General features: G+C 68.7%; 29 protein-coding genes. 14 read left to right on the forward strand and 15 right to left on the reverse strand.

Annotated features, from left to right (window positions below):
• Nucleotides 1-34: 34 nt before the first annotated feature.
• Genes ACFMRZ_RS02410 through mptB form a run of 3 tightly spaced genes read right to left on the reverse strand, consistent with a single transcriptional unit; the run spans nt 35 to nt 3,491 of the window.
• Nucleotides 35-823, reverse strand: a complete 789-nt coding sequence (locus ACFMRZ_RS02410) for an ABC transporter permease (RefSeq protein ID WP_400177697.1) — start codon at nt 821-823, stop codon at nt 35-37.
• Entirely contained in the window at nt 823-1,755 is a 933-nt protein-coding gene (locus ACFMRZ_RS02415; RefSeq protein WP_400177698.1) for an ABC transporter ATP-binding protein, read from the reverse strand. The genes ACFMRZ_RS02410 and ACFMRZ_RS02415 overlap by 1 nt, the downstream gene beginning before the upstream one ends.
• Nucleotides 1,752-3,491, reverse strand: coding sequence for a polyprenol phosphomannose-dependent alpha 1,6 mannosyltransferase MptB (gene mptB, locus ACFMRZ_RS02420; RefSeq protein WP_280272819.1), 1,740 nt, complete (start codon nt 3,489-3,491; stop codon nt 1,752-1,754). The genes ACFMRZ_RS02415 and mptB overlap by 4 nt, the downstream gene beginning before the upstream one ends.
• A gap of 334 nt (nt 3,492-3,825) precedes the next feature.
• Between mptB and ACFMRZ_RS02425 the strand changes: the two genes are divergently transcribed.
• The 8 genes from ACFMRZ_RS02425 to ACFMRZ_RS02460 are packed head-to-tail and all read left to right on the forward strand — an operon-like array spanning nt 3,826 to nt 10,616.
• A complete protein-coding gene (locus tag ACFMRZ_RS02425) occupies nt 3,826-4,647 on the forward strand; it encodes a helix-turn-helix transcriptional regulator (protein ID WP_400177699.1) in 822 nt (273 codons plus the stop codon).
• Nucleotides 4,644-6,104, forward strand: a complete 1,461-nt coding sequence (sufB, locus tag ACFMRZ_RS02430) for a Fe-S cluster assembly protein SufB (RefSeq protein ID WP_280272821.1) — start codon at nt 4,644-4,646, stop codon at nt 6,102-6,104. The genes ACFMRZ_RS02425 and sufB overlap by 4 nt, the downstream gene beginning before the upstream one ends.
• Entirely contained in the window at nt 6,104-7,291 is a 1,188-nt protein-coding gene (sufD, locus tag ACFMRZ_RS02435) for a Fe-S cluster assembly protein SufD (RefSeq protein ID WP_400177700.1), read from the forward strand. Before sufB ends, sufD begins: the two co-directional genes overlap by 1 nt.
• Before the next feature lie 31 nt (nt 7,292-7,322).
• Nucleotides 7,323-8,105, forward strand: coding sequence for a Fe-S cluster assembly ATPase SufC (gene sufC, locus ACFMRZ_RS02440; protein WP_280361763.1), 783 nt, complete (start codon nt 7,323-7,325; stop codon nt 8,103-8,105).
• A 1-nt stretch (nt 8,106) separates the two neighbouring features.
• Complete coding sequence (locus tag ACFMRZ_RS02445) at nt 8,107-9,384, forward strand: cysteine desulfurase (protein WP_400177701.1); 1,278 nt, start codon at nt 8,107-8,109, stop codon at nt 9,382-9,384.
• 3 nt (nt 9,385-9,387) lie between these two features.
• Nucleotides 9,388-9,876, forward strand: a complete 489-nt coding sequence (sufU, locus tag ACFMRZ_RS02450) for a Fe-S cluster assembly sulfur transfer protein SufU (protein WP_280270398.1) — start codon at nt 9,388-9,390, stop codon at nt 9,874-9,876.
• Nucleotides 9,869-10,243: a metal-sulfur cluster assembly factor gene (locus tag ACFMRZ_RS02455; protein ID WP_280270399.1), complete on the forward strand. Its 375-nt coding sequence runs from the start codon at nt 9,869-9,871 to the stop codon at nt 10,241-10,243. Before sufU ends, ACFMRZ_RS02455 begins: the two co-directional genes overlap by 8 nt.
• A 10-nt stretch (nt 10,244-10,253) precedes the next feature.
• Entirely contained in the window at nt 10,254-10,616 is a 363-nt protein-coding gene (locus ACFMRZ_RS02460) for a hypothetical protein (protein ID WP_400177702.1), read from the forward strand.
• A gap of 16 nt (nt 10,617-10,632) precedes the next feature.
• Here the strand turns inward: ACFMRZ_RS02460 and ACFMRZ_RS02465 are convergent, their stop codons facing one another.
• From ACFMRZ_RS02465 to ACFMRZ_RS02480, 4 genes are all read right to left on the reverse strand, one after another.
• A complete protein-coding gene (locus ACFMRZ_RS02465) occupies nt 10,633-11,289 on the reverse strand; it encodes a maleylpyruvate isomerase N-terminal domain-containing protein (RefSeq protein ID WP_280270401.1) in 657 nt (218 codons plus the stop codon).
• A gap of 86 nt (nt 11,290-11,375) precedes the next feature.
• A complete protein-coding gene (locus tag ACFMRZ_RS02470; protein WP_400177703.1) occupies nt 11,376-12,251 on the reverse strand; it encodes a sigma-70 family RNA polymerase sigma factor in 876 nt (291 codons plus the stop codon).
• Nucleotides 12,244-12,645, reverse strand: coding sequence for a VOC family protein (locus ACFMRZ_RS02475; protein WP_400177704.1), 402 nt, complete (start codon nt 12,643-12,645; stop codon nt 12,244-12,246). Before ACFMRZ_RS02475 ends, ACFMRZ_RS02470 begins: the two co-directional genes overlap by 8 nt.
• Nucleotides 12,646-12,730: 85 nt before the next feature.
• Entirely contained in the window at nt 12,731-13,630 is a 900-nt protein-coding gene (locus tag ACFMRZ_RS02480) for an RNA polymerase sigma-70 factor (RefSeq protein WP_400177705.1), read from the reverse strand.
• Between the two features lie 176 nt (nt 13,631-13,806).
• Between ACFMRZ_RS02480 and ACFMRZ_RS02485 the strand changes: the two genes are divergently transcribed.
• Nucleotides 13,807-13,956 (forward strand): hypothetical protein, encoded by a 150-nt coding sequence (locus tag ACFMRZ_RS02485; RefSeq protein ID WP_280270403.1) that lies wholly within the window; start codon nt 13,807-13,809, stop codon nt 13,954-13,956.
• A 5-nt stretch (nt 13,957-13,961) separates the two neighbouring features.
• Here the strand turns inward: ACFMRZ_RS02485 and ACFMRZ_RS02490 are convergent, their stop codons facing one another.
• From ACFMRZ_RS02490 to ACFMRZ_RS02505, 4 genes are all read right to left on the reverse strand, one after another.
• Nucleotides 13,962-15,188, reverse strand: a complete 1,227-nt coding sequence (locus ACFMRZ_RS02490) for a cytochrome P450 (RefSeq protein WP_400177706.1) — start codon at nt 15,186-15,188, stop codon at nt 13,962-13,964.
• Between the two features lie 8 nt (nt 15,189-15,196).
• Complete coding sequence (locus ACFMRZ_RS02495) at nt 15,197-16,444, reverse strand: cytochrome P450 (RefSeq protein ID WP_400177707.1); 1,248 nt, start codon at nt 16,442-16,444, stop codon at nt 15,197-15,199.
• A 620-nt stretch (nt 16,445-17,064) separates the two neighbouring features.
• Nucleotides 17,065-18,069, reverse strand: a complete 1,005-nt coding sequence (locus ACFMRZ_RS02500; RefSeq protein ID WP_400177708.1) for an alpha/beta hydrolase family esterase — start codon at nt 18,067-18,069, stop codon at nt 17,065-17,067.
• 70 nt (nt 18,070-18,139) lie between these two features.
• Nucleotides 18,140-19,180 (reverse strand): isopenicillin N synthase family dioxygenase, encoded by a 1,041-nt coding sequence (locus tag ACFMRZ_RS02505; protein WP_400177709.1) that lies wholly within the window; start codon nt 19,178-19,180, stop codon nt 18,140-18,142.
• Between the two features lie 207 nt (nt 19,181-19,387).
• Between ACFMRZ_RS02505 and ACFMRZ_RS02510 the strand changes: the two genes are divergently transcribed.
• Nucleotides 19,388-19,807, forward strand: a complete 420-nt coding sequence (locus ACFMRZ_RS02510) for a DUF4189 domain-containing protein (protein WP_280270408.1) — start codon at nt 19,388-19,390, stop codon at nt 19,805-19,807.
• A 197-nt stretch (nt 19,808-20,004) separates the two neighbouring features.
• Nucleotides 20,005-20,565, forward strand: a complete 561-nt coding sequence (locus ACFMRZ_RS02515; RefSeq protein WP_400177710.1) for a hypothetical protein — start codon at nt 20,005-20,007, stop codon at nt 20,563-20,565.
• 76 nt (nt 20,566-20,641) lie between these two features.
• Here the strand turns inward: ACFMRZ_RS02515 and ACFMRZ_RS02520 are convergent, their stop codons facing one another.
• From ACFMRZ_RS02520 to ACFMRZ_RS02530, 3 genes are read right to left on the reverse strand one after another with little or no spacing between them, the layout of a single operon-like run.
• A complete protein-coding gene (locus ACFMRZ_RS02520) occupies nt 20,642-21,124 on the reverse strand; it encodes a hypothetical protein (RefSeq protein WP_400177711.1) in 483 nt (160 codons plus the stop codon).
• A 33-nt stretch (nt 21,125-21,157) separates the two neighbouring features.
• On the reverse strand, nt 21,158-21,691 hold the full coding sequence (locus tag ACFMRZ_RS02525; RefSeq protein ID WP_400177712.1) for a GNAT family N-acetyltransferase: 534 nt from the start codon (nt 21,689-21,691) through the stop codon (nt 21,158-21,160).
• Between the two features lie 5 nt (nt 21,692-21,696).
• Nucleotides 21,697-22,620 carry a Ku protein gene (locus ACFMRZ_RS02530; RefSeq protein ID WP_400177713.1) on the reverse strand — a complete coding sequence of 308 codons (924 nt, stop codon included), beginning with the start codon at nt 22,618-22,620 and terminating at the stop codon, nt 21,697-21,699.
• 640 nt (nt 22,621-23,260) lie between these two features.
• On the opposite strand from ACFMRZ_RS02530, the gene ACFMRZ_RS02535 reads away from it, so the two are divergent.
• The 3 genes from ACFMRZ_RS02535 to ACFMRZ_RS02545 all read left to right on the forward strand — a co-directional run bounded on the left by ACFMRZ_RS02535 (nt 23,261) and on the right by ACFMRZ_RS02545 (nt 24,967).
• Nucleotides 23,261-23,599, forward strand: a complete 339-nt coding sequence (locus tag ACFMRZ_RS02535) for an Lsr2 family protein (RefSeq protein WP_400177714.1) — start codon at nt 23,261-23,263, stop codon at nt 23,597-23,599.
• A gap of 314 nt (nt 23,600-23,913) precedes the next feature.
• Complete coding sequence (locus tag ACFMRZ_RS02540) at nt 23,914-24,156, forward strand: hypothetical protein (protein WP_400177715.1); 243 nt, start codon at nt 23,914-23,916, stop codon at nt 24,154-24,156.
• A gap of 31 nt (nt 24,157-24,187) precedes the next feature.
• On the forward strand, nt 24,188-24,967 hold the full coding sequence (locus ACFMRZ_RS02545; protein ID WP_400177716.1) for a hypothetical protein: 780 nt from the start codon (nt 24,188-24,190) through the stop codon (nt 24,965-24,967).
• A 267-nt stretch (nt 24,968-25,234) separates the two neighbouring features.
• Here the strand turns inward: ACFMRZ_RS02545 and ACFMRZ_RS02550 are convergent, their stop codons facing one another.
• The gene (locus ACFMRZ_RS02550; RefSeq protein WP_400177717.1) at nt 25,235-26,845 is read right to left on the reverse strand and encodes an alpha/beta hydrolase family protein; all 1,611 of its coding nucleotides are present in this window, start codon (nt 26,843-26,845) and stop codon (nt 25,235-25,237) included.
• Nucleotides 26,846-26,859 lie beyond the last annotated feature (14 nt).

Genomic DNA, 26,859 nt, shown 5'->3' on the forward strand with positions numbered 1-26,859 from the left:
CGGAATCAGCCCTGATCACAGGGCATTCGCGGAGCTATTCGAACCGGAACCAGCGCGCCGCCAGGAACCCGGTGACCAGACCCCACACCGCCAGCACGGCCAGCCCGTACCAGTCGACGCTCAGGCGCATGGCCTGTTCGAGGGCCTCGGCAAGGGCGCCCGAGGGAATCAGCCGGGCCAGCAGGCTGAGCCAGTCCGGGACGTCGTCGGCGGCGAACACCAGGCTCGAGGTGCCGAGCATGACGAACCACAGGATGTTCGCCAGCGCCAGCACGACCTCGGCCTTCAGCGTGCCGCCCAGCAGCAGGCCCATGGCCGCGAAGGTCGCCGTGCCGAGCGCGATCACCAGCGCGCCGAACGCCAGCCCGTCCGGCCCCGGGCGCCAGCCCAGCGCGATCCCGATGAGCCCCAGCAGAATCGACTGCAACACCACCACGATCAGCACCGCGGCGCACTTGCCGCCGACGATGCCCCAGCGCGGTAACGCGGTGGCGCCCAGCCGTTTCAGCGCCCCATAGCGCCGGTCGAACCCGACGGCGATGGCCTGGCCGGTGAACCCGGTGGACATGATCGCCACCATCATCACTGCCGGCACCACCCGTTCGATCCGGTCGTCGCCGAGACTGCCCAGCGGCAGCAGCGTCAACCCGATCAGCAGCGCGAGGGGGATGAACATGGTCAGCAGCAGCTGTTCCCCGTTGCGCAGCAACAGGATCAGCTCCATGCGGGTCTGCGCGACCAGCATCGCCGCGCGGGCGGCGGGCCGGGGCGCGGGGGTGAAGGTGCCGGGGGCGAAGCGGTGGGTGGCGTCGGGGGAGGTCATCAGCCGCGCAGCTCCCGTCCGGTCAGATCGAGGAACACGTCCTCGAGCCGCCGCTGATCGATGCGGATATCGGTGGGCAGTACGTCGATTCGCGCGCACCAGGCCGTCACGGTGGCCAGCACCTGCGGCGTGATGTCGCCGCGCAGCAGATACGCCCCGGGCGTGGTCTCGCACGGCGAGAAACCTTCCGGCAGCGCGCATTTCAGCAGTCGCAGGTCGAGTTTCGGGGGAGCGGTGAAGCGCAGCTGGCCCTCGGCGCCGGTGGAGGTGACCTCGGCCGGCGTCCCCTGGGCGACGATGCGCCCGTGGTCGATGATGACCAGCCGGTCGGCGAGCTGCTCGGCCTCGTCCATCATGTGCGTGGTGAGCAGGAGGCCGACCCCGTCGCGGCGCAGCGCGTCGATCAGGTCCCACACCAGGTGCCGGGCCTGCGCGTCCATCCCGGCGGTCGGTTCGTCGAGGAACACCATCTCCGGACGGCCCACCAGCGCGCAGGCGAGCGCCAGCCGCTGCTGCTGCCCGCCGGACAACCGCCGGTAGGGCGTGCGGCGCGCGTCCTGCAGACCGAGCGTGCGCAGCAGCCATTCCGGGTCCAGCGGATCGGCCGAGTAGGCGGCGACCAGATCGAGCATCTCCCCGGCCCGCGACCCCGGATAGGCCCCGCCGCCCTGCAGCATCACCCCGATCCGCGGGCGCAGCCGGTCGGAATCCGCGATCGGGTCCAGCCCCAGCACCCGCACCGATCCGGCGTCGGGCGCGGTGAACCCCTCGCACATCTCCACGGTGGTGGTCTTGCCCGCGCCGTTGGGGCCCAGCAGCGCCAGCACCTCGCCGCGGCGCACCTCGAAACCGATCCCGTCGACGGCGGTGACATCGCCGAAGCGTTTCACGACGCCGTCGATACAGACGGCCGGTGGCGAGGCAGCACTCACGAAGACACACCGTATGCCGCGGGCCGCTGTGACCGAGCAGACACCCCCGGCCGGTTCCGCCACGGCAGCAGGTTCCGGGTGAACACGATGAAGCCCACGCCGACGATCACGACGGCGACAGCGGCCTCGATGATCTGGAACACCCCGAAGTCCGCGCCGCGCGGCATCAGCATCACGCTCACCACCGCCGAGAACACCACCGCGGGCACCCGGAACGCCGGGGTGGTGGCCCACGCCGCCAGCGGCACGATGGCCCACAGCAGGTACCACGGCTGCACCACGGGGAACAGCAGCACGATGGCGGCGAGCGAGACGCCCATGGCGCCCACCGCTTGCAGCCGCCCGGTCCAGGTCGCGATCAGCATGCGCAGCGTGAGGAACGCCGCGACCGCGCCCGCGATCGGACGGGTGATGCTCAGCAGCGCGGTGGTGTGATCGCCCAGTCCCAGCAGCACGCCGCCGAATCCGGTGACGATGCCGATCGCGGTCGGCAGCGACATCCAACTGCGCACGGCGCTGGCGGTATTGAGGGTGTGCGTCCACCCGAATCCGAGTCCGCTGGCCCAGCTCACGAACAGCGTCGTGACCACCACGACCCCGGCGAGCACCAGCGCCGCGGTGAGCAGCGGCCGCAGCCCGCGTCCCCAGCGCCGCGCGAGCGCCATGCCGACGAACCCCAGCGCGATGATCGAGGTGAACTTGACCGACGACGACAGCGTGATCACCACCGCCCCGAAAATCAGCAGCGACCAGGCCCGCCGGTCGAAGGGCGTGCCGATAGCCTCCGTGCCGTTGGTGGGCGGCGGGTCGGTGGGCGAGCCCACCCAGCGTTCCCCGGAGATCGCCCGCAGGCAGAACTCCATGCCCGCGAGCATCAGCCCCAGCATCAGCGCGTCGTTGTGCACGCCGCCGACCAGGTGGAACAGCACCAGCGGATTGGCCGCCCCCAACCACAGCGCGCTCACCGGCGCCACCCCGCACCGCCGCGACAGCCGCGGCAGCGCCCACACGATTAGCGCCACGCCGGCCAGCGCCAGCAGCCGGTGCGCCCACACGCCCAGAATGATGTTGTCCCCGGTCAGCTCCGCGATTCCGCGGCCCATCCAGAGGAACAGCGGCCCGTAGGGCGCGGGGGTGTCGCGCCAGATGTTGGGGACGTTGTAGGTCAGCACGTTGTGCAGCCCGAGCCCGGTGGCCGGGCCGACCTCGTACGGGTCCAGCCCGCGCGCGGCGATCTCGCTCTGTGCCAGGTAGGAGTACACGTCGTTGGAGAACAGCGGCGGCGCCACCGACATCGGGATGATCCAGAGCAGCAGCGTCCGGTCCAGCTGCGAGCGGCTGAGCCGGTGCACGGGCGCCCCGCCGAACCCGCCGACGGCGAACCGGCCCAGCAGCAGCCACGCCATCACCACCAGCACCGTGCCGATCATGCACAGCGCCAGCGACGACGTCTGCCAGCGCGCGAACACCCCGATCACCCGCACGCCCGACACCGGGTTCTGCACCACCGGCTGCGCGGCCACGCCGAGCGCGCTGATCGCCATCAGCACCGACCCCGTGGCCCCCAGCAGCCGAATCCGCTTGAACTGCACCGTCTCCCGGGGATCCAGCCCCGGCACCTCGGACTCGGCCGTGTGCAGGACGGCGATGGTGTGATCGGCGGCGGGCACGTCCAGGCCCAGCGCCCGGCGCCCCACGTCGATTGTTCTGCGCCGCGCGCCCTCGAGTACCGCCACGGACCAAGAGCCTAGTTCGCGCACGGTCCGGTCACGACATGCGACTGTTTCGTAATTCGGCGGGGCCACCCGGCACGCGTGTGGGCTTCGTCGCAATCCCGGAACGTACCCGGCGGCCCGATTCCTGTCGCGAACATTCGGAGACCGGTCGTCGGTATCTATCGGTGTCGTAAAACCATGCGACACCAGGACTTTCGCTCCACGATCGGCCGCCGCCGGGCCGCCGCGGGCCCGTGGCTCACCCGTCGGCAACCGCGCGGGCAATGCGGTTCCGGACCGGCTGGTCAGGTCACCCTTACTAGAATGCGGGAAGGAATTCCGTCACACTGATGTTGTGAAAACCGTGGGTTTGCGGACTGAGACAGGCACCGGGCGTCGCGAAGGCGCCCGGAACCCTGTCGCGCCCGCGGCGCCCGTGGGCGAGGGGCATACCCGGGAGGCCGTGATCCAGCTGCTGCTGGAGCAGGGCCCGATCACGGCGACGGCCATCGGCAAGCGGCTGGGCCTGAGCCCGGCGGGGGTCCGGCGCCATCTCGACGCACTGATCGAATCCGGCGAGGCCCGCGCCACCCGCTCGGCGCCCTGGCAGCAGCAGGGCCGTGGCCGTCCCGCCAAGCAGTACCAGCTCACCGCGACGGGCCGGGGCCGGCTCGGCCACGCCTACGACGATCTCGCCGGTGCGGCCATGCGCCAGCTGCGCGAGCTGGGCGGCGACTCCGCGATCGGCGAATTCGCCCGCAAGCGGGTGGCGACGATCGTCGCGGGGATCGACAAACTCGCCCGCCACACCCCCGAATCCACCGCCGCGAAGGCCGAGGAGATCGCCGAGGCGTTCTCGGAGGCCGGTTTCGCGGCCTCCACCCGGAAGGTCGGTGCGGGCGTCCAGATCTGCCAGCACCACTGCCCGGTCTCGCACGTGGCCGAGGAGTTCCCCGAACTGTGCGCCGCCGAGCTGGAGGCGTTCCGTGAGCTGCTGGGCACCCACGTCCAGCGGCTGGCCACCATCGCCAACGGCGACTGCGCCTGCACCACGCACGTACCGCTGTTCGTGCTGCCCAACGCCGCCACTCCCGACCCAGCCATCCCGAACGCCCGACAGACCGCTGCACAGCCCGCAGCGGCGAACACGAACGACTCCGGAAGGAGTGCCGAATGACGACCACCGCCGCCGCAGGCCGCGAATCTGGCACAGTCCAGGCGCCGCCTCTCACCCAGGAGGAGACCATTGCCTCGCTGGGTAACTACGGCTACGGCTGGGCCGACTCGGATGCCGCAGGTGCCGTCGCCAAGCGCGGCCTGTCCGAAGAGGTCGTGCGCGACATCTCGGCCAAGAAGAGCGAGCCCGACTGGATGCTCGACGTCCGCCTGAAGGCGCTGCGAATCTTCGACCGCAAGCCGATGCCGACCTGGGGCTCCAACCTCGAGGGCATCGACTTCGACAACATCAAGTACTTCGTGCGTTCGACGGAGAAGCAGGCGGCCTCCTGGGAGGAGCTGCCCGAGGACATCAAGAACACCTACGACAGGCTGGGAATCCCGGAGGCGGAGAAGCAGCGGCTGATCGCCGGTGTGGCCGCGCAGTACGAGTCCGAGGTGGTCTACCACCAGATCCGCGAGGACCTGGAGTCGCAGGGCGTCATCTTCCTCGACACCGACACCGGCCTCAAGGAGCACCCGGAACTGTTCCGGGAATACTTCGGCTCGGTCATCCCGGCCGGTGACAACAAGTTCTCCGCGCTGAACACGTCCGTGTGGTCGGGCGGCTCGTTCATCTACGTGCCCCCGGGCGTGCACGTCGACATCCCGCTGCAGGCCTACTTCCGGATCAACACCGAGAACATGGGCCAGTTCGAGCGCACCCTGATCATCGTCGACGAGGGCGCCTACGTGCACTACGTCGAGGGCTGCACCGCGCCGATCTACAAGTCCGACTCGCTGCACTCCGCGGTCGTGGAGATCGTGGTGAAGAAGGGCGGACGCTGCCGCTACACCACCATCCAGAACTGGTCGAACAACGTCTACAACCTGGTCACCAAGCGGGCCAAGGCGGAGGCGGGCGCGACCATGGAGTGGGTCGACGGCAACATCGGCTCCAAGGTCACCATGAAGTACCCGGCGGTCTGGATGACCGGCGAGTACGCCAAGGGTGAGGTGCTGTCGGTGGCGTTCGCGGGCGAGGGCCAGCACCAGGACACCGGCGCGAAGATGCTGCACCTGGCGCCGCACACCTCCTCCAACATCGTGTCGAAGTCGGTGGCGCGCGGCGGCGGGCGGGCCTCGTATCGCGGCCTGGTTCAGGTCAACAAGGGCGCGTACGGCTCGAGTTCGTCGGTGAAGTGCGACGCGCTGCTGGTCGACACGATCAGCCGCTCCGACACCTACCCCTACGTCGACATCCGCGAGGACGACGTCACGATGGGCCACGAGGCGACGGTCTCCAAGGTGTCCGCGGACCAGTTGTTCTACCTGATGAGCCGCGGCCTCACCGAGGACGAGGCGATGGCGATGGTGGTGCGCGGCTTCGTCGAGCCGATCGCCAAGGAACTCCCGATGGAGTACGCGCTGGAACTCAACCGCCTGATCGAACTGCAGATGGAAGGAGCGGTCGGCTGATGCCGGTCGAGAACGTGGCCGAGGCCCTAGAGGGCGCTGCGGCTCGCACCCCCGCGATCAACAAGGGGGAGGTGTTCGCGTCGTTCGACGTGAACGCCTTCGAGGTGCCCTCCGCCAAGGACGAGGCGTGGCGGTTCACCCCGCTGCGCCGGCTGCGCGGCCTGCACGACGGCACCGCGGAGGCCGACGGCCGCGCCGTGGTCGAGGTGCGCCCGGTCGCGGGCGTCACGGTGGAGACGGTCGGCCGCGACGACGCCCGCCTCGGCGAGGCCGGTGTCCCGTCCGATCGCGTCGCCGCGCAGGCCTACTCCGGCTTCGAGCAGGCCACCATCGTGTCGGTCGGCAGGGAAACCGAAGTGGCCGAACCGATTTCGGTGACGGTCACCGGTCCCGGCGTGGACCGGACCGCGTACGGCCACGTGCAGATCCGGCTGGACGCCTTCGCCGTCGCCACCGTGGTGATCGACCAGCGCGGCAGCGGCACCTACGCCGAGAACGTGGAATTCGTGCTCGGCGACAGCGCCCGGCTGACCGTCGTGGCGGTGCAGGACTGGGCCGACGACACGGTGCACGCCACGGCGCACCACGCGCGCCTCGGCCGCGACGCCACGCTGCGCCACACCGTGGTCACCCTGGGCGGCGACCTGGTGCGGCTCACCGGCACGGTCCGCTACGCCGGTCCCGGCGGTGACGCCGAACTGCTGGGCCTGTACTTCGCCGACGCCGGCCAGCATTTCGAGCAGCGGCTGCTGGTCGATCACGCGGTGCCGAACTGCAAGTCCAACGTGATGTACAAGGGTGCGCTGCAAGGCGATCCGCGGTCGCCGAAGGGCGACGCCCGCACCGTCTGGGTGGGCGACGTGCTGATCCGCGCCGCGGCCGAGGGCACCGATACCTTCGAGGTGAACCGCAACCTGGTCCTCACCGACGGCGCCCGCGCCGACTCGGTGCCGAATCTGGAGATCGAGACCGGCGAGATCGTCGGCGCCGGGCACGCCTCGGCCACCGGCCGTTTCGACGACGAGCAGCTGTTCTATCTGCGCGCTCGCGGTATCCCGGAGGAGGCCGCCCGCCGTCTGGTGGTGCGCGGGTTCTTCCACGAGATCATCCAGAAGATCGCGGTCCCCGAGATCCGGGAGCGGCTCGAGGCGGCCGTGGAGGCCGAACTCGCCGCGATCGGCGTCTGACACCCCACTCGCACAGTCCAGAAGGAACGCAATGACCACCCTCGAAATCAAGGACCTGCACGCCGAGGTCGCCAACCCCGACGAAGCCGGGGAGCCGATCAAGATCCTCAAGGGCGTCGACCTCACCGTGAAATCCGGTGAGACGCACGCCATCATGGGCCCCAACGGCTCCGGCAAGTCGACGCTGTCCTATGCCATCGCCGGCCACCCCAAGTACACCGTCACCCAGGGCTCGATCACCCTGGACGGCGAGAACGTGCTGGAGATGTCCGTCGACGAGCGGGCGCGCGCGGGCCTGTTCCTCGCCATGCAGTACCCGGTCGAGGTGCCCGGCGTCTCGATGTCGAACTTCCTGCGCACCGCGGCCACCTCGGTGCGCGGCGAGGCGCCCAAGCTGCGGCACTGGGTCAAGGAAGTGAAGGAGTCGATGTCCGAGCTGGAGATCGATCAGGCCTTCGCCGACCGCTCGGTGAACGAGGGCTTCTCCGGCGGTGAGAAGAAGCGCCACGAGATCCTGCAGCTGGGCCTGCTCAAGCCGAAGATCGCCATCCTCGACGAGACCGACTCCGGTCTGGACGTGGACGCGCTGCGCATCGTCTCCGAGGGCGTCAATCGCTACAAGGAGCGCGAGAACGGCGGCATCCTGCTCATCACCCACTACACCCGCATCCTGCGCTACATCCAGCCGCAGTTCGTGCACGTGTTCGTGGGCGGCCGGATCGTCGCCGAGGGCGGGCCGGAACTCGCCGACGAACTGGACGCCAACGGCTACGTGCGCTTCACCTCCGCCGCGGCCGCTACCGCTGGAGCCTGATATGACCGCTACGGTTTCCGATAGCCGGGTCCCCGGGTCGCGTGCCCTCGACGTCGCGAAGATCCGGGCCGATTTCCCGATCCTCAGCCGCACCGTGCGCGACGGAAAACCCTTGGTCTACTTGGATTCCGGAGCGACCTCGCAGCGGCCGGTGGCCGTCCTCGACGCCGAACGCCGGTTCCTCACCGAGCACAATGCCGCCGTGCACCGCGGCGCCCACCAGCTCGCGGAGGAGGCGACCGACGCCTACGAGGGCGCCCGCGCCGACATCGCCCGCTTCGTCGGCGTCGGCGCGAACGAGATCGTGTTCACCAAGAACGCGACCGAATCGCTGAACCTGGTGGCATATTCCTTCGCGGACAACAGGTTTCCGTTCCATGTCGGCCCCGGCGACGAGATCGTCACCACCGAACTCGAGCACCACGCCAACCTCGTGCCCTGGCAGGAGCTGGCGCGCCGCACGGGCGCCACGCTGAAGTGGTACGGCGTCACCGACGACGGCCGCATCGATCTCGATTCGCTGGAACTGTCCCCGCGCACCAAGGTGGTGGCCTTCACCCACGCCTCGAACGTGACCGGCGCCTTCGGCCAGGTCGAGGAGCTGGTCCGCCGCGCCAAGGCCGTCGGCGCGCTGACCGTGCTGGACGCGTGCCAGTCGGTGCCGCACATGCCGGTGGACTTCCGCGCGCTGGGCGTCGACTTCGCCGCGTTCTCCGGGCACAAGATGCTCGGCCCGTCCGGCGTCGGCGTGCTGTACGGCCGCTACGAGCTGCTGGAGCAGACGCCGCCGTTCATCACCGGCGGCTCCATGATCGAGACCGTCTACATGGACCACAGCACCTACGCCCCGCCGCCGCAGCGGTTCGAGGCCGGTGTGCCGATGACCTCGCAGGTGGTCGGCCTGGGCGCGGCGGTGCGGTACCTGGAAGAACTCGGCATGGAAGCCGTTGCGGCGCACGAGCACACGCTCACCGGCGCGGCACTCGAGGCCCTGAGCGCGCTGGACGGCGTGCGAATCGTCGGTCCGGTCGAGAACGTCGAACGCGGCGGCGCGGTGTCGTTCGTGGTCGACGGCATCCACGCGCACGACGTCGGCCAGATCCTCGACGACGAGGGTGTCGCGGTGCGGGTGGGGCACTTCTGCGCGTGGCCGCTGCTGCGGCGCACGGGCGTGCCCGCCGCCGTGCGTGCCTCCTTCGCCGTCTACAACACCGTCGACGAGGTGGACGCGCTGGTCGCCGCGGTGCGGAAGGCCCAGAGCTTCTTCGGAGTTGCATAGATCATGCGCATGGAGCAGATGTACCAGGAAGTGATCCTGGACCACTACAAGCACCCGCATCACCGCGGGCTGCGCGAGCCGTTCGGCGCCGAGGTGCACCACGTCAACCCGACCTGCGGCGACGAGGTGACCTTGCGCGTCCACATCGACGGCAAAGGCGATGTCGCCGACGTCTCCTACGACGGCCAGGGCTGCTCGATCAGCCAGGCTGCCACGTCCATCCTCGCCGACCAGGTCATCGGCCTGCCGGTGCAGCAGGCATTGAAGACCGTCGACTCGTACAGCGAGATGATCTCCAGCCGCGGCACCGTCGAGGGCGACGAGGAGGTGCTCGGCGACGGCATCGCCCTGGCCGGCGTCTCGAAGTACCCGGCGCGCGTCAAATGCGCGCTGCTGGGCTGGATGGCGTTCAAGGATGCCGTGGTGCGGATAACCTCCGCAGAGCAGAACGAGCGCAACAGCTTTTCCACGAACGGGGAACGCCATGACTGATACACCCGCAGAGACTCGAGCACCCGCCGACGAGCGGCAGCTGTCCGCCGAGGAGCAGGAGCAGCTCGAGAACATCGAAGAGGCGATGCGCGACGTCGTCGACCCGGAGCTGGGCATCAATGTCGTCGACCTCGGCTTGGTCTATGGCCTGCGCCTGGAGAACGAGGTCGCGGTGCTGGATATGACGCTGACGTCGGCGGCGTGCCCGCTCACCGATGTCATCGAGGACCAGTCCCGCAACGCGCTGGTGCGCAGCGGCCTGGTGGAGGACTTGAAGATCAACTGGGTCTGGATACCGCCCTGGGGCCCGGACAAGATCACCGAGGACGGCCGGGAGCAGTTGCGGGCCCTCGGTTTCACGGTCTGACAGCGCGCCGGTGACCAGCCCGCCGCGCCGCGGCTGGGCGGTGCCGCTGTGGGGTGCGGTGGCGGCTCTACTGACCGCGCCGTTGGCCGCGGCCGTGGTGGCGTGCGTGTACCGGTTCCCGGTTCCGTTCGCCGAGTACGCCCGCGGGCCGTCGGGTGCGGCCGACGCCGCCCTGGCGAGCGTGTTCTATCTGATACTCGGCGGTGCGCTCGTGCTCGCCCTCGCGGGCGCGGTGGTCGGGATGCTCGTGCAGCGGGGGAGCGCCCGGAACCCGTGGCGGTCCGCCGCGCTGACCACGCTCGGCGCGTTCGCCGTGGCGACAGTCGCCGCGGTCGTCCTGGCGACGCTCGAATTCGTCATCGGCCCTTGGTAATCGGCGTGCGCGTCCCTCAGCCGAGGATCAGGGGAACCTTGCCCGCCAGGTCTCCCATTTCGGCTTCTTCCGCGTCGGTCGGGACGCGCCGCCCGGTACCGATCAGCAGCGCGTCGCTGTCGGACCACGTCGCGGGAAACGCTGTCCCGGCGATCTTTTCGAGAATTCGCCGGGACCGGGCGAGCGTCTCCTCCGGCGGTGCGGCGACATGCGGCAGGTGTGCGACGAGGTCGAGATGGTGCAGCGTCCATTCCAGGACGTAGGCGGCGAGGTAGTCGCCCGCGGTGATGACCTCGTCGCGGGTGCGCAGCCATAGATTCGGGTCGGCGAGTTCGGCCGCGCGCCCGGCCGCCGAGCCGACATCGTCGAGGTGGAACTGCAGCAGGCGCGGATCCTCGTAGGCGGCGGCCAGCCGGACGGTCAGGGCGTCGAGCGGCTCCTCGCCGGTCGGTTGTTTGTCGGTGACCTCCCAGTAGGTCACCGCGTCGCGCGTAGGTTCGGAATCGGCGGGTGTGACGAGCGTGATCAGCACGTCCTGAGCGTCGATGACCAAGTGGCACACCAGATCTCGCACCAGCCACCCGGTGCATCCGGACGGCTGGGTGAAATCCTCGTCCGAGAGTCCGGCCACCGCCACCCGCAACGCCGCCCAAGCACGTGAGAACAGATCCACGCCCGCAAATTAGCAGCCGCACCCGACAAATGTGACCGATATCCACGGTCACCAGCCCTCGGCATCCGCAGAGCGCCCCGTGCCGATCACATCGGGTCCGGCAGGCGCATCGCCCGGAGCCGAGCCGGATCCACGATGATCGTGATCGCGGCGATCCGGCCGCCGGTGACCGCGAACGAGATAATCGACAGCGGCGTCCCGTCCTCGCGCCAGGACACGTAACCGGGCAGGCCGTCGACCAGCACGGCCCGGTGCCGCGCCGCGGCGCCGGAGAACATCCGGGCGCCGGCCGCGACCTCGGTGGCGCCCAGGGTGACGGCCACGCCGTTCGCGGTGTGGGCGGTCAGCCGCACCTCGGGGTCGAGCACGCGCAGCAGCGCCTCGAAATCGCCCTCGGTCACGGCCGCACGGAAGGCATGGACTACTGCCCGGTGCTCGCGCCCGGCGACCGCACGGTGCTCGGTGGCCTGTACCTTCCGCCGGGCGCGGCTGGCGATCATCTTGGTGGCGTCGGCGGATTTGCCGAGGATCCGGCCGATCTCGGCGAACGGCACCGCGAACATGTCGTGCAGCACGAAGGCCAATCGCTCGCTCGGGCCGAGCGAGTCCAGCACGACGAGCAGCGCGAGCCCCACCGAATCGGCGAGCGCGGCCGCGGCCGCGGGCTCCGCGTCGTCGTCCGCGGTCACCAACTCGGAAACCTCGTCGCCATAGGCGGTCTCGGGACGCGCGCGGCGCGACCGCAGCAGGTCCAGGCTGATCCGCCCGACCACTGTCGTCAGCCAGGCGGCCGGGTTGCCGATGGTCGCGGTGTCCTGCGCCGCGAGCCGCAGCCACGCCTCCTGCACCACGTCCTCGGCGTCGGCGTGCGAGCCCAGCACGCGGTAGGCGACGGCGTGCAGCCGGTCGCGCTGGGCTTCGAACGCCTCCGCCAGCGGGTCCGCGCGGGCGGGGTCAGCCATCGGCGCGGAGTGCCCGGCGCTGTTGCCGCAGGGCGATGCGGTTGCCGTCCGGATCCACCGCCTCCGCGCGCACACCGAACGGGTAGTCCTCCGGTTCGGCCTGGGTGAACGTCACTCCGCGGCGGCGAAGCTCCTCGAAATCCCTTCGCAGATCGATCGATTCGAGCACGATCGGCCCGGGGACGCCCTCCGGCTCGAACGGCTGCCCCGCCGCCGGCCGGTGCGACCAGAGGATGATGTCGACGGGACTCCCGGCGGGCCGCACGGTCAGGAACCGTCCCTCGGGACCCGAGTGGTCGATGTGTTTCTCCAAGCCGAGCCCCTGCGTGTAGAACCGCAATGCCCGGTCCTGATCGGTGACATAGATCGTCACGAACATGATGTTCGCCAACATTCCGCTCTCCTTCGTCTCGCTCGACGACCACGAATGGATCGGTCGTCGCCGATATGACGCGAGCCGCCACGGAAAGGTAACGACTTCAGCCGAGGCTCAGTGTGGTCGCGGATTCGATGCGGGTCAGCTTCTCCGGGTTGCGGACGAAATAGAGGCCGGTGAAACGGCCGTCCTCGATCCGGAACGCCATGATCCCCTCGATCTCGCCATCGAGGCGGAAGAGGAGGGCGGGGTTGCCGTTGATCGTGGTCACCTCGGTGGTGAGCGTGGCGCCGACCTTGCGGAGGCCGGCGGCCATGAAGCGCGCCACCTTCTCCGCGCCGACGACCGGGCGCGGCGCGGCGCGTTTGACGCCGCCGCCGTCGCCCAGCAGGACGACCTCCGGCGCGAGGACGTCGAGCAGGCCCTGCGGGTCGCCGGTCTCGATGGCCCGCTGGAACGATTCCAGCGCGGCCTTGGCCTGGGCGGGCGTCGCGGTGGTGCGCGGCCGGCGGGCATCGACGTGCCCGCGGGCGCGGTGCGCGATCTGACGGACCGCCGCGGGTGTCTTGTCGACCGCCGCCGCGATGTCGTCGTAGCCCATGTCGAAGACCTCCCGGAGCACGAAGACGGCGCGCTCGGTGGGAGAGAGCGTCTCGAGGACGAGCATCAGCGCCATCGACATGCTCTCGGCGAGTTCCACGTTCTCGGCGACATCGGGAGTGGTGAGCAGCGGCTCGGGCAGCCAGGGACCGACGTAGGACTCCTTGCGGCGCTTCAGGGTTCGCAACCGGTTCAGCGATTGCCGGGTGGTGATCCGGACCAGGTAGGCGCGGGCGTCCTCGACCTGCCCGGGGTCGACCTGGCTCCACCGCAGCCAGGTCTCCTGGAGCACGTCCTCGGCGTCGGCCGCCGAGCCGAGCATCTCGTAGGCGACGGTGAACAGCAGATTGCGGTGGGCGACGAACGCCTCGGTCGCCGGGTCGGTGGCGTGGTCGGTATCCACAGCAGGTCCTCTTCCTAGCCGGCCGCCGATCGTGCGGCTCGATGCGATCGACCATAGGACACCGCGGGCCCGCCCGCCGTGACAGCCTGTGATCCGGTTCACCGCACGGCCCGGCCGTTTCGATCTTGGCAGACCGGACATCCGAGGGAGGTAGGCCCCCGCACGGAAAGGAGAACATGACCGTGGCGTTCCAGGACATCATCGCCCAGCTCCGCCAGGACATCACCACCGCGTCGGACGCCGGTGACGAGGAGACCGCCGACCGGCTGCGCAAGGAACTCGACAAGGCCTTGCACAGCGGCGGCGAGTCGGGCGAGGAGAAGTAGACCGGCTATCGCAGCTGAACCGGGAGCGTGCGGTGTCCGTTCATCACGACGCTGGGTAGGTGACCCAGCGCCGCCGGTTCGGCGGCCAGGCGCATCTCCGGGAACCTCTCGAACAGCGCCGCCAGCCCGACCGACGCCTCCATCCGGGCCAGCGGCGCGCCCAGACAGTGATGGACACCGTGCCCGAAGGCCAAGTGGCTCTTGGTCTCCCGGTCCGCGTCGAACTCGTCGGCGGTGTCCCCGTACACCCGTGGGTCGCGATTGGCGCCCGCGAACGAGGCCATGAACGCCTCGCCGCGCGCGATGCGCACACCGTCGCCGAGATCGATGTCGGCCACCGCGAATCGGAACGGCATGTGCGCGATCGGCGGTTCGTGCCGCAGCGCCTCCTCGATCACGTCGGACCATGTGATCCGCCCCGCGTCCAGGTCCGCGCGCTGGCCCGGATGGGTGAGCAGCGCGTGGATGGCGTGATCGAGCAGGTTGGTGGTCGTCTCGTGGCCCGCCGTGATGATCAGCGCCAGGGTGTCGCTGAGTTCCTGCTCGCTGAGCCGGGCGCCGTCCTCGTCGCTGGTGCTGATCAGCACGGTGGTGAGGTCGTCGCCCGGATGGTTGCGCTTGTACGCGATCAGCTCCGCCAGCGCGGTGTTGAGCTGGACGAAGTTGGCGACCGCCGCCTCCGGGCCGAGTGTGGTGTCGAGCGTCCGGTCGGCGCACACCTGCAGCGTGGCGCCGAGTTCGGCCGGTACGCCCATCAGTTCGGTGATCACCCGGATCGGCAATGGCCGGGCGAATTCCGCACGGAGATCGGCGATGTCGCCCGGCGCGGTCTCGGCCAGCCGGTCCAGCAGGTCCACGGTGATCGCCTCGATACGCGGGCGCATATCGCGAGTTCGCTTGTCGGTGAAGGCCGGAGCAACCAGCCGACGCAGCCTCCGGTGGTCGGCGCCGGAGGCGTTGAGCATGTTGCGGACCGCCACCCACGGCACCATCACCCAGTCGGGCGGCAGTTCGCCGTCGCGATACGCCGACCAGTGGTTCGGATCCTTGGACACCCGCGGATCGGTCATCAGCCCGCGCAGTACGGCCTGGTCGGTCACCGACCACACCGTGACCGCACCGGGCAGCACGACCGCCACGACCGGCCCGCGCGCCCGGATGCGCGCGGCCTCGCCCTGCACGTCCGCTCCGGTCGCGTCCAGGATCAGCGGAGTTTCGTGGTCAATCGTCATCGGGACTCCTAACGGGTGAGGATCATCGGTGCCGAGGGCGGGAACACCACCGGCAGCGCGGCCAGGGCGCGGTGGAAAGGTCCGGGCCGCCAGGACAATTCGGCCGCGGGGACGGCCGGTCGCATGTCCGGCAGTGCGTCGAGCAGCTGATCTAGCGCGCGCTGGGCGATGACCAGGGCCACCGGCTGCGCCGGGCAGGCGTGCTGGCCCGCGCCCCACGCCAGGTGCGACCGGTTGCCGGTGCGGTCGCCGCGATTGATCGCCGGGTCGTTGTTGCAGGCCGCCAGGCTGATCACCACCGGCTGATGGGCGGGCAGCCACACGTCGTCGATCAGCATCGGCTGCCGCGGATAGCTGACGCAGAAGTTCGCCAGCGGGGGATCGTTGAACAGCGTCTCGTCGACCGCGTCACGGGTGTGTAGAGTGCCGCTGATCACGCCGCCGGCGAACCGGTCGTCGGTCAGCGCCAGGCGCAGCGTGTTGAGGATGAGATTGGTGGTCGGTTCGGTGCCCGCCGCGTACAGCAGGGCCGCCTGCTGCACCATCTCCATATCGTCGAGCTGCTCGGCCGAGGCCATCAGCCGAGAGGTGAGGTCGTCGCCCGGCGCGGCGCGCTTCTGCACGATCACCTCGTACAGGGTGGCGGCGAAGATCGCGTTGCCCTCCTCGGCGCCGATGCCCTCCAGGATGGCGGCCATGCCCTGGTACGCCTTTTGCGCGGCCTCGTGCGGGAACCCCATCACCTCGCTGAGCACCCGAAAGGTCAGCGGGAGCGCGTAATCCATCCGAATGTCCGCGGTGCCCGACGCGCAGAAGCCGTTGATCAGCTCCTCCGCCGCGCGATCGACCGCCCGCTCCATCTTGTTGAGATCGACCGTGGCCAGGCAGGACAGCGCGCGCCGGTAGCGGTCGTGCTCGTCGAACGCGGTGCGCAGCGCGTTCTGCCGGTACTCGAGCATCTGCTTGACGGGGCTGTCGTCGGGCACGTTGCTCTGCCACATCCGCGGATCGGCGGGGAAGTGGAACTCGTCGTTGAGGATCTCCAGCGCGGCCCGGTAGCCGAGTACGAGGGTCGCCGGGACGCCCGGCGCCAGTTCGACCGGCACCAGCGAGCCGTACCGCTTGCGCATGTCGCGGTACGCGCCGTGCGGATCGGCGGCGAACTCCGAGCCGCTCAATGCCACGCCGGTGCTGTGGATCGAGGTGGGCGACCCGTACCCGACCGGGCACGCGCCCTGTTGCTGTGGTGACGACATCGAGTCAGTCCACCGCCTGCTCGGCCGAAACCCGTTGTGCGGGTGGGGGACTGCATGATTTCCGGCCGCGGTGCGCCGGTGTGCGAAGCGTAGGCGCGGGCCTGAACGGCACGTCAATTCTCACTGTTGGTGTCTCCTGACATGGAAGATCGTTCGCGCTGCACCCGCCGGCGGGCCGTCGTGGGTCTCGGCATCGTGATGCCCGAGCCGGTGATCGACCCGGGTCGCGGCCGCGGTCGGCCTGAAACAACCCAGCGGGGTTCGGTTTCGTCTGTGGGGCTACCGGTTTCGGCGCGCCGTGCTCACGTCCGGACCGGACAACCCGTCAGGACAACGGGATTCGCGCTGAGGCGTGATAGGGGAATCGAAAGCGGTGTGTCCGGCGGTAAATTGCTCGCGTCGCCGACGTGCACCGGTGCAGACACCTCGGCCACCATGGTCTTCGGATCCATTTCAGGTGTCCCCTCCTGAGCGGGCCTGCGTCCGCATCGCTCGACCACGGCTGAAGTGCTGCCCTTGCAGGCTAGGCCATGCGCTCCGGATTCGCCAGGCGTGCCCGCCGCATTGCGTTGTCGCACTGCCGGTTTCAGCGATGAGCGGGCAAATGTTACGGGCGCATTTCAGGACCGCAGCGGATGCGCCCGGAAGAAGTCCCATATGAGGGTGGTGGCACTGATCGAGTTCATGGAAGCACCGACGATGAGAGTGGGATACAGCGTGGCGGGCGAGCCCGGCCAGGCGTGTCCGCCACCGTCGACCGAGTACAACTCGACGTCGGCGCCCGCGGGGCATGCGTAGACGGTCAGGGTGGCATCCCGGGCTACCCGCTGTGTCGCGGGATCCGTGCCGCAGCCGTTGCGCCGCGCCCACGCGGCCGCGTTGTCCGGAATGCTCCGCGGGCCGGGGCCACCGGGCGAGCCGCTGTGGTCGTCGGGATCGACCGATCCGGTGCCGTCCGGTTTCGGCAGGAAGCGGACGTGCGCGCCCAGGCCGCCGGTATAGGCGACGATCGGGTCGGCCGTGCCGTGGAAGGCGATGACGGGGACGGCCCGGTCGGGCCGGCACCAGTCGAAGTCCTGCAGCCCGGCCACGGCGGCGATGGCCGCGACCCGACCGGAGAGCTGGCACGCGATCGAGGACGCGGTGAAGGCGCCCATCGACATTCCCGCGACGTACTCCCGGGCGCGGTCCACACACAACGTCGATTCCACGTGTGTGAGCAGGTCGGACAGATAGGCGATATCGGCGCTGCCGGGGCCGAAATCCCAGCGCGGCGCACCGGATTCCTCGAACTGCGGCGTGACCGTCACGAATCCCGCCTCGGCGCCGAGGCGGCTCAGGCCGGAGACGTCGTGCGCGATGACGGCGGGCTCCATGTAGCCGTGCAGATCGACCACCACGGGCAGCGGGCCGGTGTGGTTCGGCACGTCCAGAATGTAGCTGCCCGCTTTCCCGGCCGCCGCGAACTGCTGGAGCGATTCCCCCGGCGCCGCCGCGGCCGCGCAACCGTCGGAGGCGGCCGGTGCGGGCTCGTCCGCGTGGGCGCCGCCCACTACGCATGCGGCGCAGGCGATCAGCGCCGCGGCGGTCCCCGCGGCCCGGCGGGAAATCCGACTTCCTAGCATGAGAACATGGTTTCAGACAAGCGGGGTTCGAATATCCGAAATCCCCTAATTTGTCTCGCCTCACAATCCGCTACGGGTCTTCGGTGGCCGCGAGGACGCGGGCGGCCTCCCGCGCCGCGCCGGTATTCGGCTGCAGCGCACGCGAACCCGCCAATTTCGCGCGAATGTGCTCGGCGACGGTCGTGGGACGGTACCGGCTGCCCGCACCGACGCACGACGGCAGCGTCTCGATCACCGCGTCGATATTGCCGTCGTGGAAATACGCGGCGCTCCTGCGCCTTTCGATGGTGCCGTGCGTGATCGGCGGCCGCACCCGGTGCAGCGTCGACAGCCAGCGATCGTTGGTCCAGCGGACCATCAGATCCCCGAGATTCACCAGCAGCGCGCCGTCGGCGGGCCGCACGTCGTGCCAGCGGGAGTCGGCGCCGAGCACCTGGAGTCCGGGCGCCCGGTCGGCCCAGAGCACCGTGACGATCCCGTAGTCGGTGTGCTCGCCCATGCCGGTGAGTTCACCGTCGAGGTCGACGGTGCCGGGCGGCAGCGCGTAGTTGTTCATGCGCAACACGTCGAGGGAGTGATCGGTGAACCGGTCGAAGTAGCCCGGCGGCAGGGCGAGAGCGTCGGCGAAGATGGTGGTGAGCACCCGCGCCACCCGGGCGGCCTCCTCGAAATACGCCTGCACCCGCGAGCGGAAACGCGGAAGTTGTTGCGGCCAGAGGTTTTCCGCGTAATCCGACGTAGGCAGATCGAGATCCGGATATCGGTCGGCGGTGACCCCGACATTGAACGCCTCGAAATAGTCGTTCATCCCGTCGGCCGCCTGAACGCCCAGACTGAGGCTCAGACTTTCGCTGCGGGGCGGTGAGTATCCGCGATTGATCTCCGGCGGCGTGCGGTAATTGTTCTTGGTGTCCGGATCGAGGGCGAAGAAGGAATCGACGGCCGCCGCGAATTCCGCGATCACCGCGTCCGGGACGCCGTGGCCGCGGATCTGCATGAAACCGACGGTGCGAGCGGCGTCGTCGATCCGGCGGGCGACCGCGGCGCGTGCGGTGTCGCCGCCACCCTCTGTGTAGGGCGAGATATCGATGATCGGCACGTGAAAGGTCACGGACTGCTCCTCTCGATCGGACGACTGGCTGTCAGAATCTTGTACTCGTATGTCGGGAGGGCTCGCCCGTGTCACGGGCGTGTAAAAGCCGCGTCGGCCGGAACATTTCGAAACGGTAGCGCCCGCCGGCAGGTGGTGGACAGAACCACGCGCGGTGGAGAAAGATCCAGTCGTCAGATTGCCGTCTCGATTGGAGTGGAACTTTCTATGTCCTTGGTATCCAAGGCAGCCGTCGTGCTGGCCGGCGCGGCGGTCGCGGGCTTCGGGGTCGCCGGGCCCGCCTCGGCCGCCGGCACCCTGCACGGTGCGATCGCATTGTCCGACAGCACCGGAACGGTGGCGTCGGCGGTCAACTACGACGACCCCGGCGCCGCGGACGCCGCCGCCAACTCGCACTGCGGGGTCCGTGACTGCCGTGTCGTGCTGCACTTCACCGACGGATGCGGCGCGGTGGCGCAGGGCGTCGACCGGAAGGTGGCGGTCGGCTGGGGCCCCACCCAGGCGGAGGCGGAGAAGCAGGCCCGCGACGTGCTGGGCCCCAGTGCCCCGCCGTTCCCGGACCTGGGCAGCGCCAGCCCGCGCCCGGCGACCATCGTGCTGCACGCCTGCACCGCGAACGCCGCCTGATCGTCGCGCCGACTCGGCCGGTCCGGACATGCTCCGGACCGGCCGTCGTCGTCCGCGGGCCGGAAAATCGGATGCGCGGCCGGGTCCGGTGTGGCTAGCGTGTCGGCATGCGAATCGTATGTGGCAAGCGAATCCAGGACGTGGACATCGGTTAAGCCGAACAGCTGATCGCCCGCCACCGGGCGGTGCGGATCGATATGGGCACCGGCGACGGCCGGGCGGTACTGGCCGCCGCGGCGGCCGACCCCGACCGGCTGGTGATCGGTATCGATGCCCACGCGGCCGGAATGGCCGAATCGTCCCGCAGGGCGGCACGCTCTCGGCAGGGTTTGCCGAACGCGGTATTCGTCGCCGCGGCCGTGGAGAACCCGCCGCCCGAACTGGACGGCGTGGCCGACGAGGTGACCGTGCTCTTTCCGTGGGGTTCGCTCCTGCGCGGCCTGCTGACGGCCGACCCGGCCGTCCTCGACGGAGTGGCCCGCTTGATGAAACCCGATGCGGCACTGGACATCCTGCTGTCGGTCGTGGAGCGCGACGGCCTGGCGGGGTTACCCGCGATCTCGGGCCCGGATGCTCTGTCTGCACTGGCGGACTCCTATGCGAGGCACGGTCTTTCGGTCACGGACATCCACCCGGCCACGCCGGACGAGGTCACGGCGTTCGGCTCCAGTTGGGGTAAACGGCTCGGTGCGGGCGCCCGCCGTCCCGCCTGGCGTATCACGGCCCGCCGCACCGGAGCTCGGGAGCGGGCCGGATGACGGGTCGGGTTGCCGTGGAGGTAATGCGGGCACGGGCTGGAGACGCTGTGGATCGAAGCGCCGCGTGGAGCGAAAATCAGTGTGTCGGAAGGCGTTCGGTGGAGCCCTCGGCGAGCGCCCGGCGCACGTTGTCGATTCCCCCGCGCACTCCGGCGCCGTAGCCGTCGTCGGCCAGCACCTCGGTGCGGGCCTCGGCGGCCGCGAGATGGCGGTGGGCGGCCTCGAAGGCGCCCAGCCGGCGATAGTTGTCGGCCAGGTTGAGGTGCAGCGACGGATAGAACCCCCGCACGCTCAACGACGCGTGGTGCTGCTGGGTGCGCTCGTCGGTGAGCGAGTCGGCGGCGTCGAGGGCGCGGACATCCCAGGTCAGGGATTCGGCGGCGTGCTCGCAGAGGTCGGCCAGATAATGCGCGAGGGTGCAGCGATGCAACGGGTCGCCGTCGGCGCCGATCGACTCCCACAGGGCCGTCAACCGCTCCCGAGCAGTAGCCGAATCACCTTGCCGCCCAAGGGTAACCGCCTCGGAGATGGCGGCCATCGTCGCATCGGTCTGTGTCATGCCGATCACCGTACGGGCAGCCACCGACAGAAATCAGCGGCGCAGCCGCCCCGTGCGGGCGAACGTGCGCTTGGTGGCGGGGGACAGGCCCGGGGTGGCGTCGGCGAGGGCGGGGTCCGGCTCGTCCGGGTTCGGGCGCACGAACAGGGTGACCGTGGTGGTGTCGGCGAAGCCGTGCCGCGTCATCATGGTCGCCGACGCCGTGTTGCCGGATTCGACATCGGTGACGATGCGCCGCGCGCCGCGCGCGAACAGCGTCGCGCAGCAGACCTCCACCAGCCGCCCGGCGATACCGCGGCCCTGCATGTCCGGCGCGACGGCGATCCACTCCAGATACGCCCAGTCGTCGCGCAACTCGAACTCCATGGAGCCGAGCACGAAACCGACCACCCGATCGGAATCCAGCGCCACCCAGCACGAGCCGTCCGGACTGTCGAGGTGCTCGGCCACCGACGTCAGCGACCACGAGGTGTACGGCTTGGCGTCGGTGTCGAACACCTCGGCCCCCAGGTCCAGCACCTCACGCAGGTGCCCGAGCCCCATCGGAACAATGGCCGTGTCCGGCACGCCGCTCAGGCGCCTTTTCGGGCCGACTGCTTGGTGGCTTTCCGCGCCGTCTTGGCGGCCGCCTTGGGCGCGGCTTTCTTGGTGGCCTTCTTCGCCGGCTTCTTCTCGGCGGCCTTATCGCCCGATTCCGACTTCGTGCCGGACCGGCGACCGGTCGCCTCGAGGCTGCGCTGCAACGCCGCCACCAGATCCACGACCTCGGCATCCATTTCCTGCGGCGCGGGCTCCTCGGGCCGGATCACCTTGTTCGACCCCGACGCGATGGCCTCGTCGAGCATCCGCTTCAGCTCGATCTGATATTCGTCGGTGTACAGATCCGGTTCGAAATCGTCGGACATGCTCTCGACCAGCGTTTCGGCCATCGAGATCTCCTGCTTGCGCGGCTCGCCCGCCCCGTCGAGCGATTCGAAATCGACCGAGCGCACCTCGTCCGGCCACAGCAGCGTCTGCAGCACCAGCACGCCGTCGCGCACGCGCAGCGCGGCCAGCCGGGTCTTCTGGCGCAGCGTGAAATGCACCAGCGCTACCCGATCGACCTGGTCCAGCGTCTTGGCCAGCAGCACATAGGCTTTCGGCGTGTTCGAGTCCGGCTCCAGGTAATAGCTCTTGTCGAACAGAATCGGATCGATCTGCTCCGACGGCACGAACTGCAACACCGGAATCTCGTGCTTCTCCGCCACCGGGAGTTTCGCGAAATCCTCATCGGTGAGCACGACCTTGTCCCCCTCCGGGGACTCGTACGCCTTATCAATATCGGCGTACTGCACCGACTCCCCACACACCGTGCACACCCGGTCGTATTTGATCCGCCCCCCATCCTTGGCATGCACCTGATGAAACCTGATGTCATGGTCCTCGGTGGCGGTATACACCTTCACCGGGACATTCACCAGGCCGAATGCAATCGACCCCTTCCAGATGGAGCGCATACGGATACTGTACTTTTGACTCCACCTCCTCCGCACGCGTTTCGTCGTGACCTGCGGTTTCAGGGTGTTGGTGGGTGTTGGTAGGTGTCGCTGGCGGCCCTGTGACGGCCTGTACACGGCTTGGGAATCGGGGTTCGGGCCTGGGATTATGCGCCTGGGACGGTTGCCGCTGGGGTATCGCTGCGACCAATCTTCGGCGTGTCGCCGGGCGTGTCGCACGTTGAGGTGGGTGCGATGATCGTGCGGGTATTTGGCTTGCGGTTGGTGGCGTGGCTGTGTGTCGATCGGTCTCTGTCTTCGTGCACTGGCGCGTGGGCAGGCATGAGTGGCCGTTAGCATCTTTGCCGGGTGATTGTGTCGGTGCTGTCGGAATATCGTCTTGCGGGCCATCGCGTCTGTTGTTCGACCATGTTGCGGTGAGGCGCGACAGTGGTGACGACGGCGGCCGATGACCGGATTGGTCGGCGTCGGAGCTGTCCGGCACGCTGTCGAGAAGCGCTTGGCGGCCAGTGGGACAGCCCAGATCCAGGAGGAGTTAGGTGAGCGTGTCTGTGTCGTAGTTGCTTGTCGAATTGATTGTTGTTTCCTGAGCGGTTTAAGGTTGTTTGTTCTTGTATTTTCACGGAAGAAGGCGGGTTGAATGGCGAAGAAGGTCATCGTCGAGTTGGTGGACGACTACGACGGTAAGTCGAAGGCGGAGGAGACGGTTCGGTTCGCGCTTGACGGTGTGGAGTACGAGATCGATCTGTCGGTGAAGAATGCCGGAAAGATGCGGGAGGTGTTCGCGCAGTGGGCCGAGCCGGCGCGGAAGGTCGGTCGTATCCCGAAGGGTAAGAGCGGCCGGGTGGTGGGTCGTTCGTCGACAGATCGTGAGCAGACCGCGGCGATCCGGGATTGGGCTCGTAGGAATGGTTACAACGTGTCGAGCCGGGGTCGTATTCAGGCGGATGTGGTGGCGGAGTACAACAAGGCCAGTTGAGATCACTTGGCGTGGCCGGTGTCCGGTTGGGTGAGGGTGCCGGCCGCCGCTAGGCGAGCCGTTGGGCGCGAAGTGTCTGTGTGACGGTGGTTCCGTGCGGTGTCGGGGGAACGGGCTGAATTGCATCCGATACAGCAATTCAGCCTCCAGAGATGCCGTTGTCGCGCCTGGTCAAGAGCTTAGCGGGTTCAGGGCGGCAACACGGCGTCCAACGACCCGCATCGATCGTCCCCACGGCAGCCGATCAACCGATCTACCTGCTGCCCGGTCGGCCGGCTACCCGACCACGCCACACCGCGGGATTCCGTAACCGGTTGCGCCAGCACGGATTGTCGGTCATCCGCACCCGCAATACCGCCATGCTGACCATCGTCAACGAACTCCCCACCGTGGTCGTCAGCGACCTGTTCGGCGTCGGCCTCACCACCGCGCACCGATGGGCCCAATACGCCCAGGCCAACTGGACCGACTACGTCGCGACCACCGCATCCCCGGCCGGGAACGCATCGGTACCAGCGCGACCGACAACCGACGCCGCCGCGGCGGAGACGCTGTAACGACAACGCCGTCAGATCGGACGTCCACCGTGTGACCAGCGAAGGCGACGACGCGCGCGATGACGGCTCTGGCACGTCACCGCGGCTCACCGCCGACGAGATCCGTCGGCAGATCCGCGCGAACCAGCAGGCGGAGGAGCGCCTGTTCGTTCCCTCTCCGATCATCGATCGCCTGCTTTGGCAGGTGTGTGGAGCATGGGAGACGGTGATAGAGCAGGTCCGCTTCTTCCATTACGTGCTCGCCGAGGACCCGCCGACCGATCCTCCGTTCGTCCATCCCGACGGGGAGAACGTCGCTCGGGATATGCGCAGAATCGCGCGGAAGGTCAACCTCCGCCTGCCGAGCGACTCGGAATGGACCGCAGAATGCAAACGCGCCAAGGCAATGCGGGACGATCTCGGCCATATGCTGCACTTCAAATCGATCGACGGATCGACGCCCAACCAGTCCGTGACCCTGTTGCGAGTACCCTACCGCGAGCCGGACGAGATGACCGTGCGCGACGGCTGGGCATGGCACAACCGACGAACCATCACCATCACCGAACGTGATGCCCGAGAGGTGCTGGCGGGCCTGAGTTACGTCAACGACTGCATCTTCGCGCTGCGCAAGTTCGGAGTCGAGTTTGCGGTCTGGCCCGACAACAGGTCCATCGAGATCGTACTGCGGATCATGCCGTGGTGGCTCGATGAATGGGGAGCCAAGCCCGGGGAAGACGGGTGGGCCTGTCCCACGATGCGACAAGTCCGCGTGCGGCCGAAGGCCGAATTCGACGCCTCCCTGCCGCCCGGAATGCGGCCGGAGTTCTGACGGGAGAACCCGAGTGCGTGCGGACAGAGCCCAAAAGGTTGTCTGCCATAGGATTTCGGTGGCTAGACAACGCTTCACCTTCCGGGTGGCGTCTTGTAGCAGGCCGCGGTGACAGCGGTAGCGGTGGCCGCGATGAGGTGTCCCGAGTCAAGATCTTGGCAGGATCTGGCTGGCCATACGGTTGATGCGACGGCGGGCGAGATCGTATGAGAGCGCTCGGGCGATATATACGAATCCACGGCTCTTCGGGTGAATCGTTCTGAATGTTCATCGGCAACCGTCGCGCAGGTCCTCGCATCGGTAGCGGGTGCCGTCGCCGCGGGTGATGTCGAGTCTCGAAAGGTAGTGGTAGGAGTACACATTCGGGTCGTGGGACGGGTCGACGGTGCCGGTGGCGGGGTCGTTTCGCCAGGGGGTGTCGATCAGTCGGGTATCGGCGGTGGGGTCGTGCTGGAGGTATTTGTCGAACCAGACGGTGGTGTACCAGGTCACGAGGTCGAGGCCGCGTAGTGAGGTGGGCAGAACACCGGTGCTGTCGACGTAGTCGAAGTGGTTGCCGCCGCGCAGGATTACCGCAGCGGTGTCCACGCCGGCTGCGGAGTAGGCAAGCGATGCGCCGGACTTGTTCTCAGGCACGGGCTGCTGCAGGTACGGCGCTTCCGGGAGGAGCAGGTAGTCACCGGTCATATGGAGTGCGGGTTTGCTCAACGCGGGTGGCGGCTCGTTGGGCGAGCCGAAACACTGTTGCGGGAATCCGTAGATGGACGGCAACTGGGCCCCCAGAAAGTTGTTGACCGGTGCGGTGGTGAAAGCGACCTCCTCGTCGAGTGGCGGTCCGGGGACGCACAGGCTGTCGAGTGCCACGATGGCGCTGACCCGAGGATCGGCTTGGCCGTTCCAGCTCGCTGCCTGGGCGCCGTAGGAGTGCCCTGCCAAACCGATCCGGTCCGGATCCAGCAGCTGCCACAGCGGGTTGTGGGCGCTGTCGAGGCCTGCGGCCACTCGACGTTGTTGCTTGGCGTTGTGGCTGGTGCCGGTGGTGCGGCTCGGGCGCGGCGCATAGATCTGATCGGGAGTGGACAGGAAGAAGTCGAGGGCATCGATCTGACCGTCGTAGAACGGCAATCCGTTGCCGCCCACGCCGAGTCCGTCGCCCACGGGCCTGTGGGTGCCGTTCAGTGCCGCGCCGGTGACGCTTTGCGGACCGACGAATCCCAGGATCGGCACTCCCGCGAAAGCGTCCTCGAGCTGGTCGGGCGCCGCACCGAACTGGTCGGACATGCCTTCGCCCTGGGGGTCGTAGGTGAGCACGACGTAACCCGCACGCGCCAAGGCCTGCGCCAGTGACCAGTGGACCTGTTCGTAGGAGGCGATCGAACCGTTCGAGAACACCACCCCGGGACGCCGCTCGGGTCCTTCCCGTGTCGCCCACACATGTCCGGACAGGGTCGCCCCGGACCGGGAGGTGAACAGCACGGGCTCGACCAGTCCGCCCTGTGCCTGCCAGCGCGTGATGCTGTGCTCGGGATTGATCGGGCAGGTCAGCACGAGTGTGCAGGAGTTGGGAGTGGGCTGACGCTCAGGGTCGGCCCGTACTGCCGCGAGCCGCTGCGATTGATAGTCCAGCGTCGCCGCCGCGAGGTCGCCGGGGTAGGAGGTCCCGAGCTTGCCGGCGGTATCCCCGGTGGTCTCGGCCATGATCAGCACATTGCGCGCTTCGGCCTCAGGATCCACCCAGTGCCCCGGGTCCGCGACCGCGGGTGAGGCGAACGCCAGCACACACGCCAACCAGCTCGCCGTCACCAGCTGAGCCCGCGCGCCGCGACGAACCCGACGTTGCCGATACCAGGGCGCGTTGACCCCGATCCGAGCGTTCATCCGAGCGCACTCAC

Origin of the sequence: Nocardia sp. N2S4-5 (assembly GCF_044628355.1) — a bacterium.
GTDB classification, from domain to species: Bacteria; Actinomycetota; Actinomycetes; order Mycobacteriales; family Mycobacteriaceae; genus Nocardia; species Nocardia wallacei_B.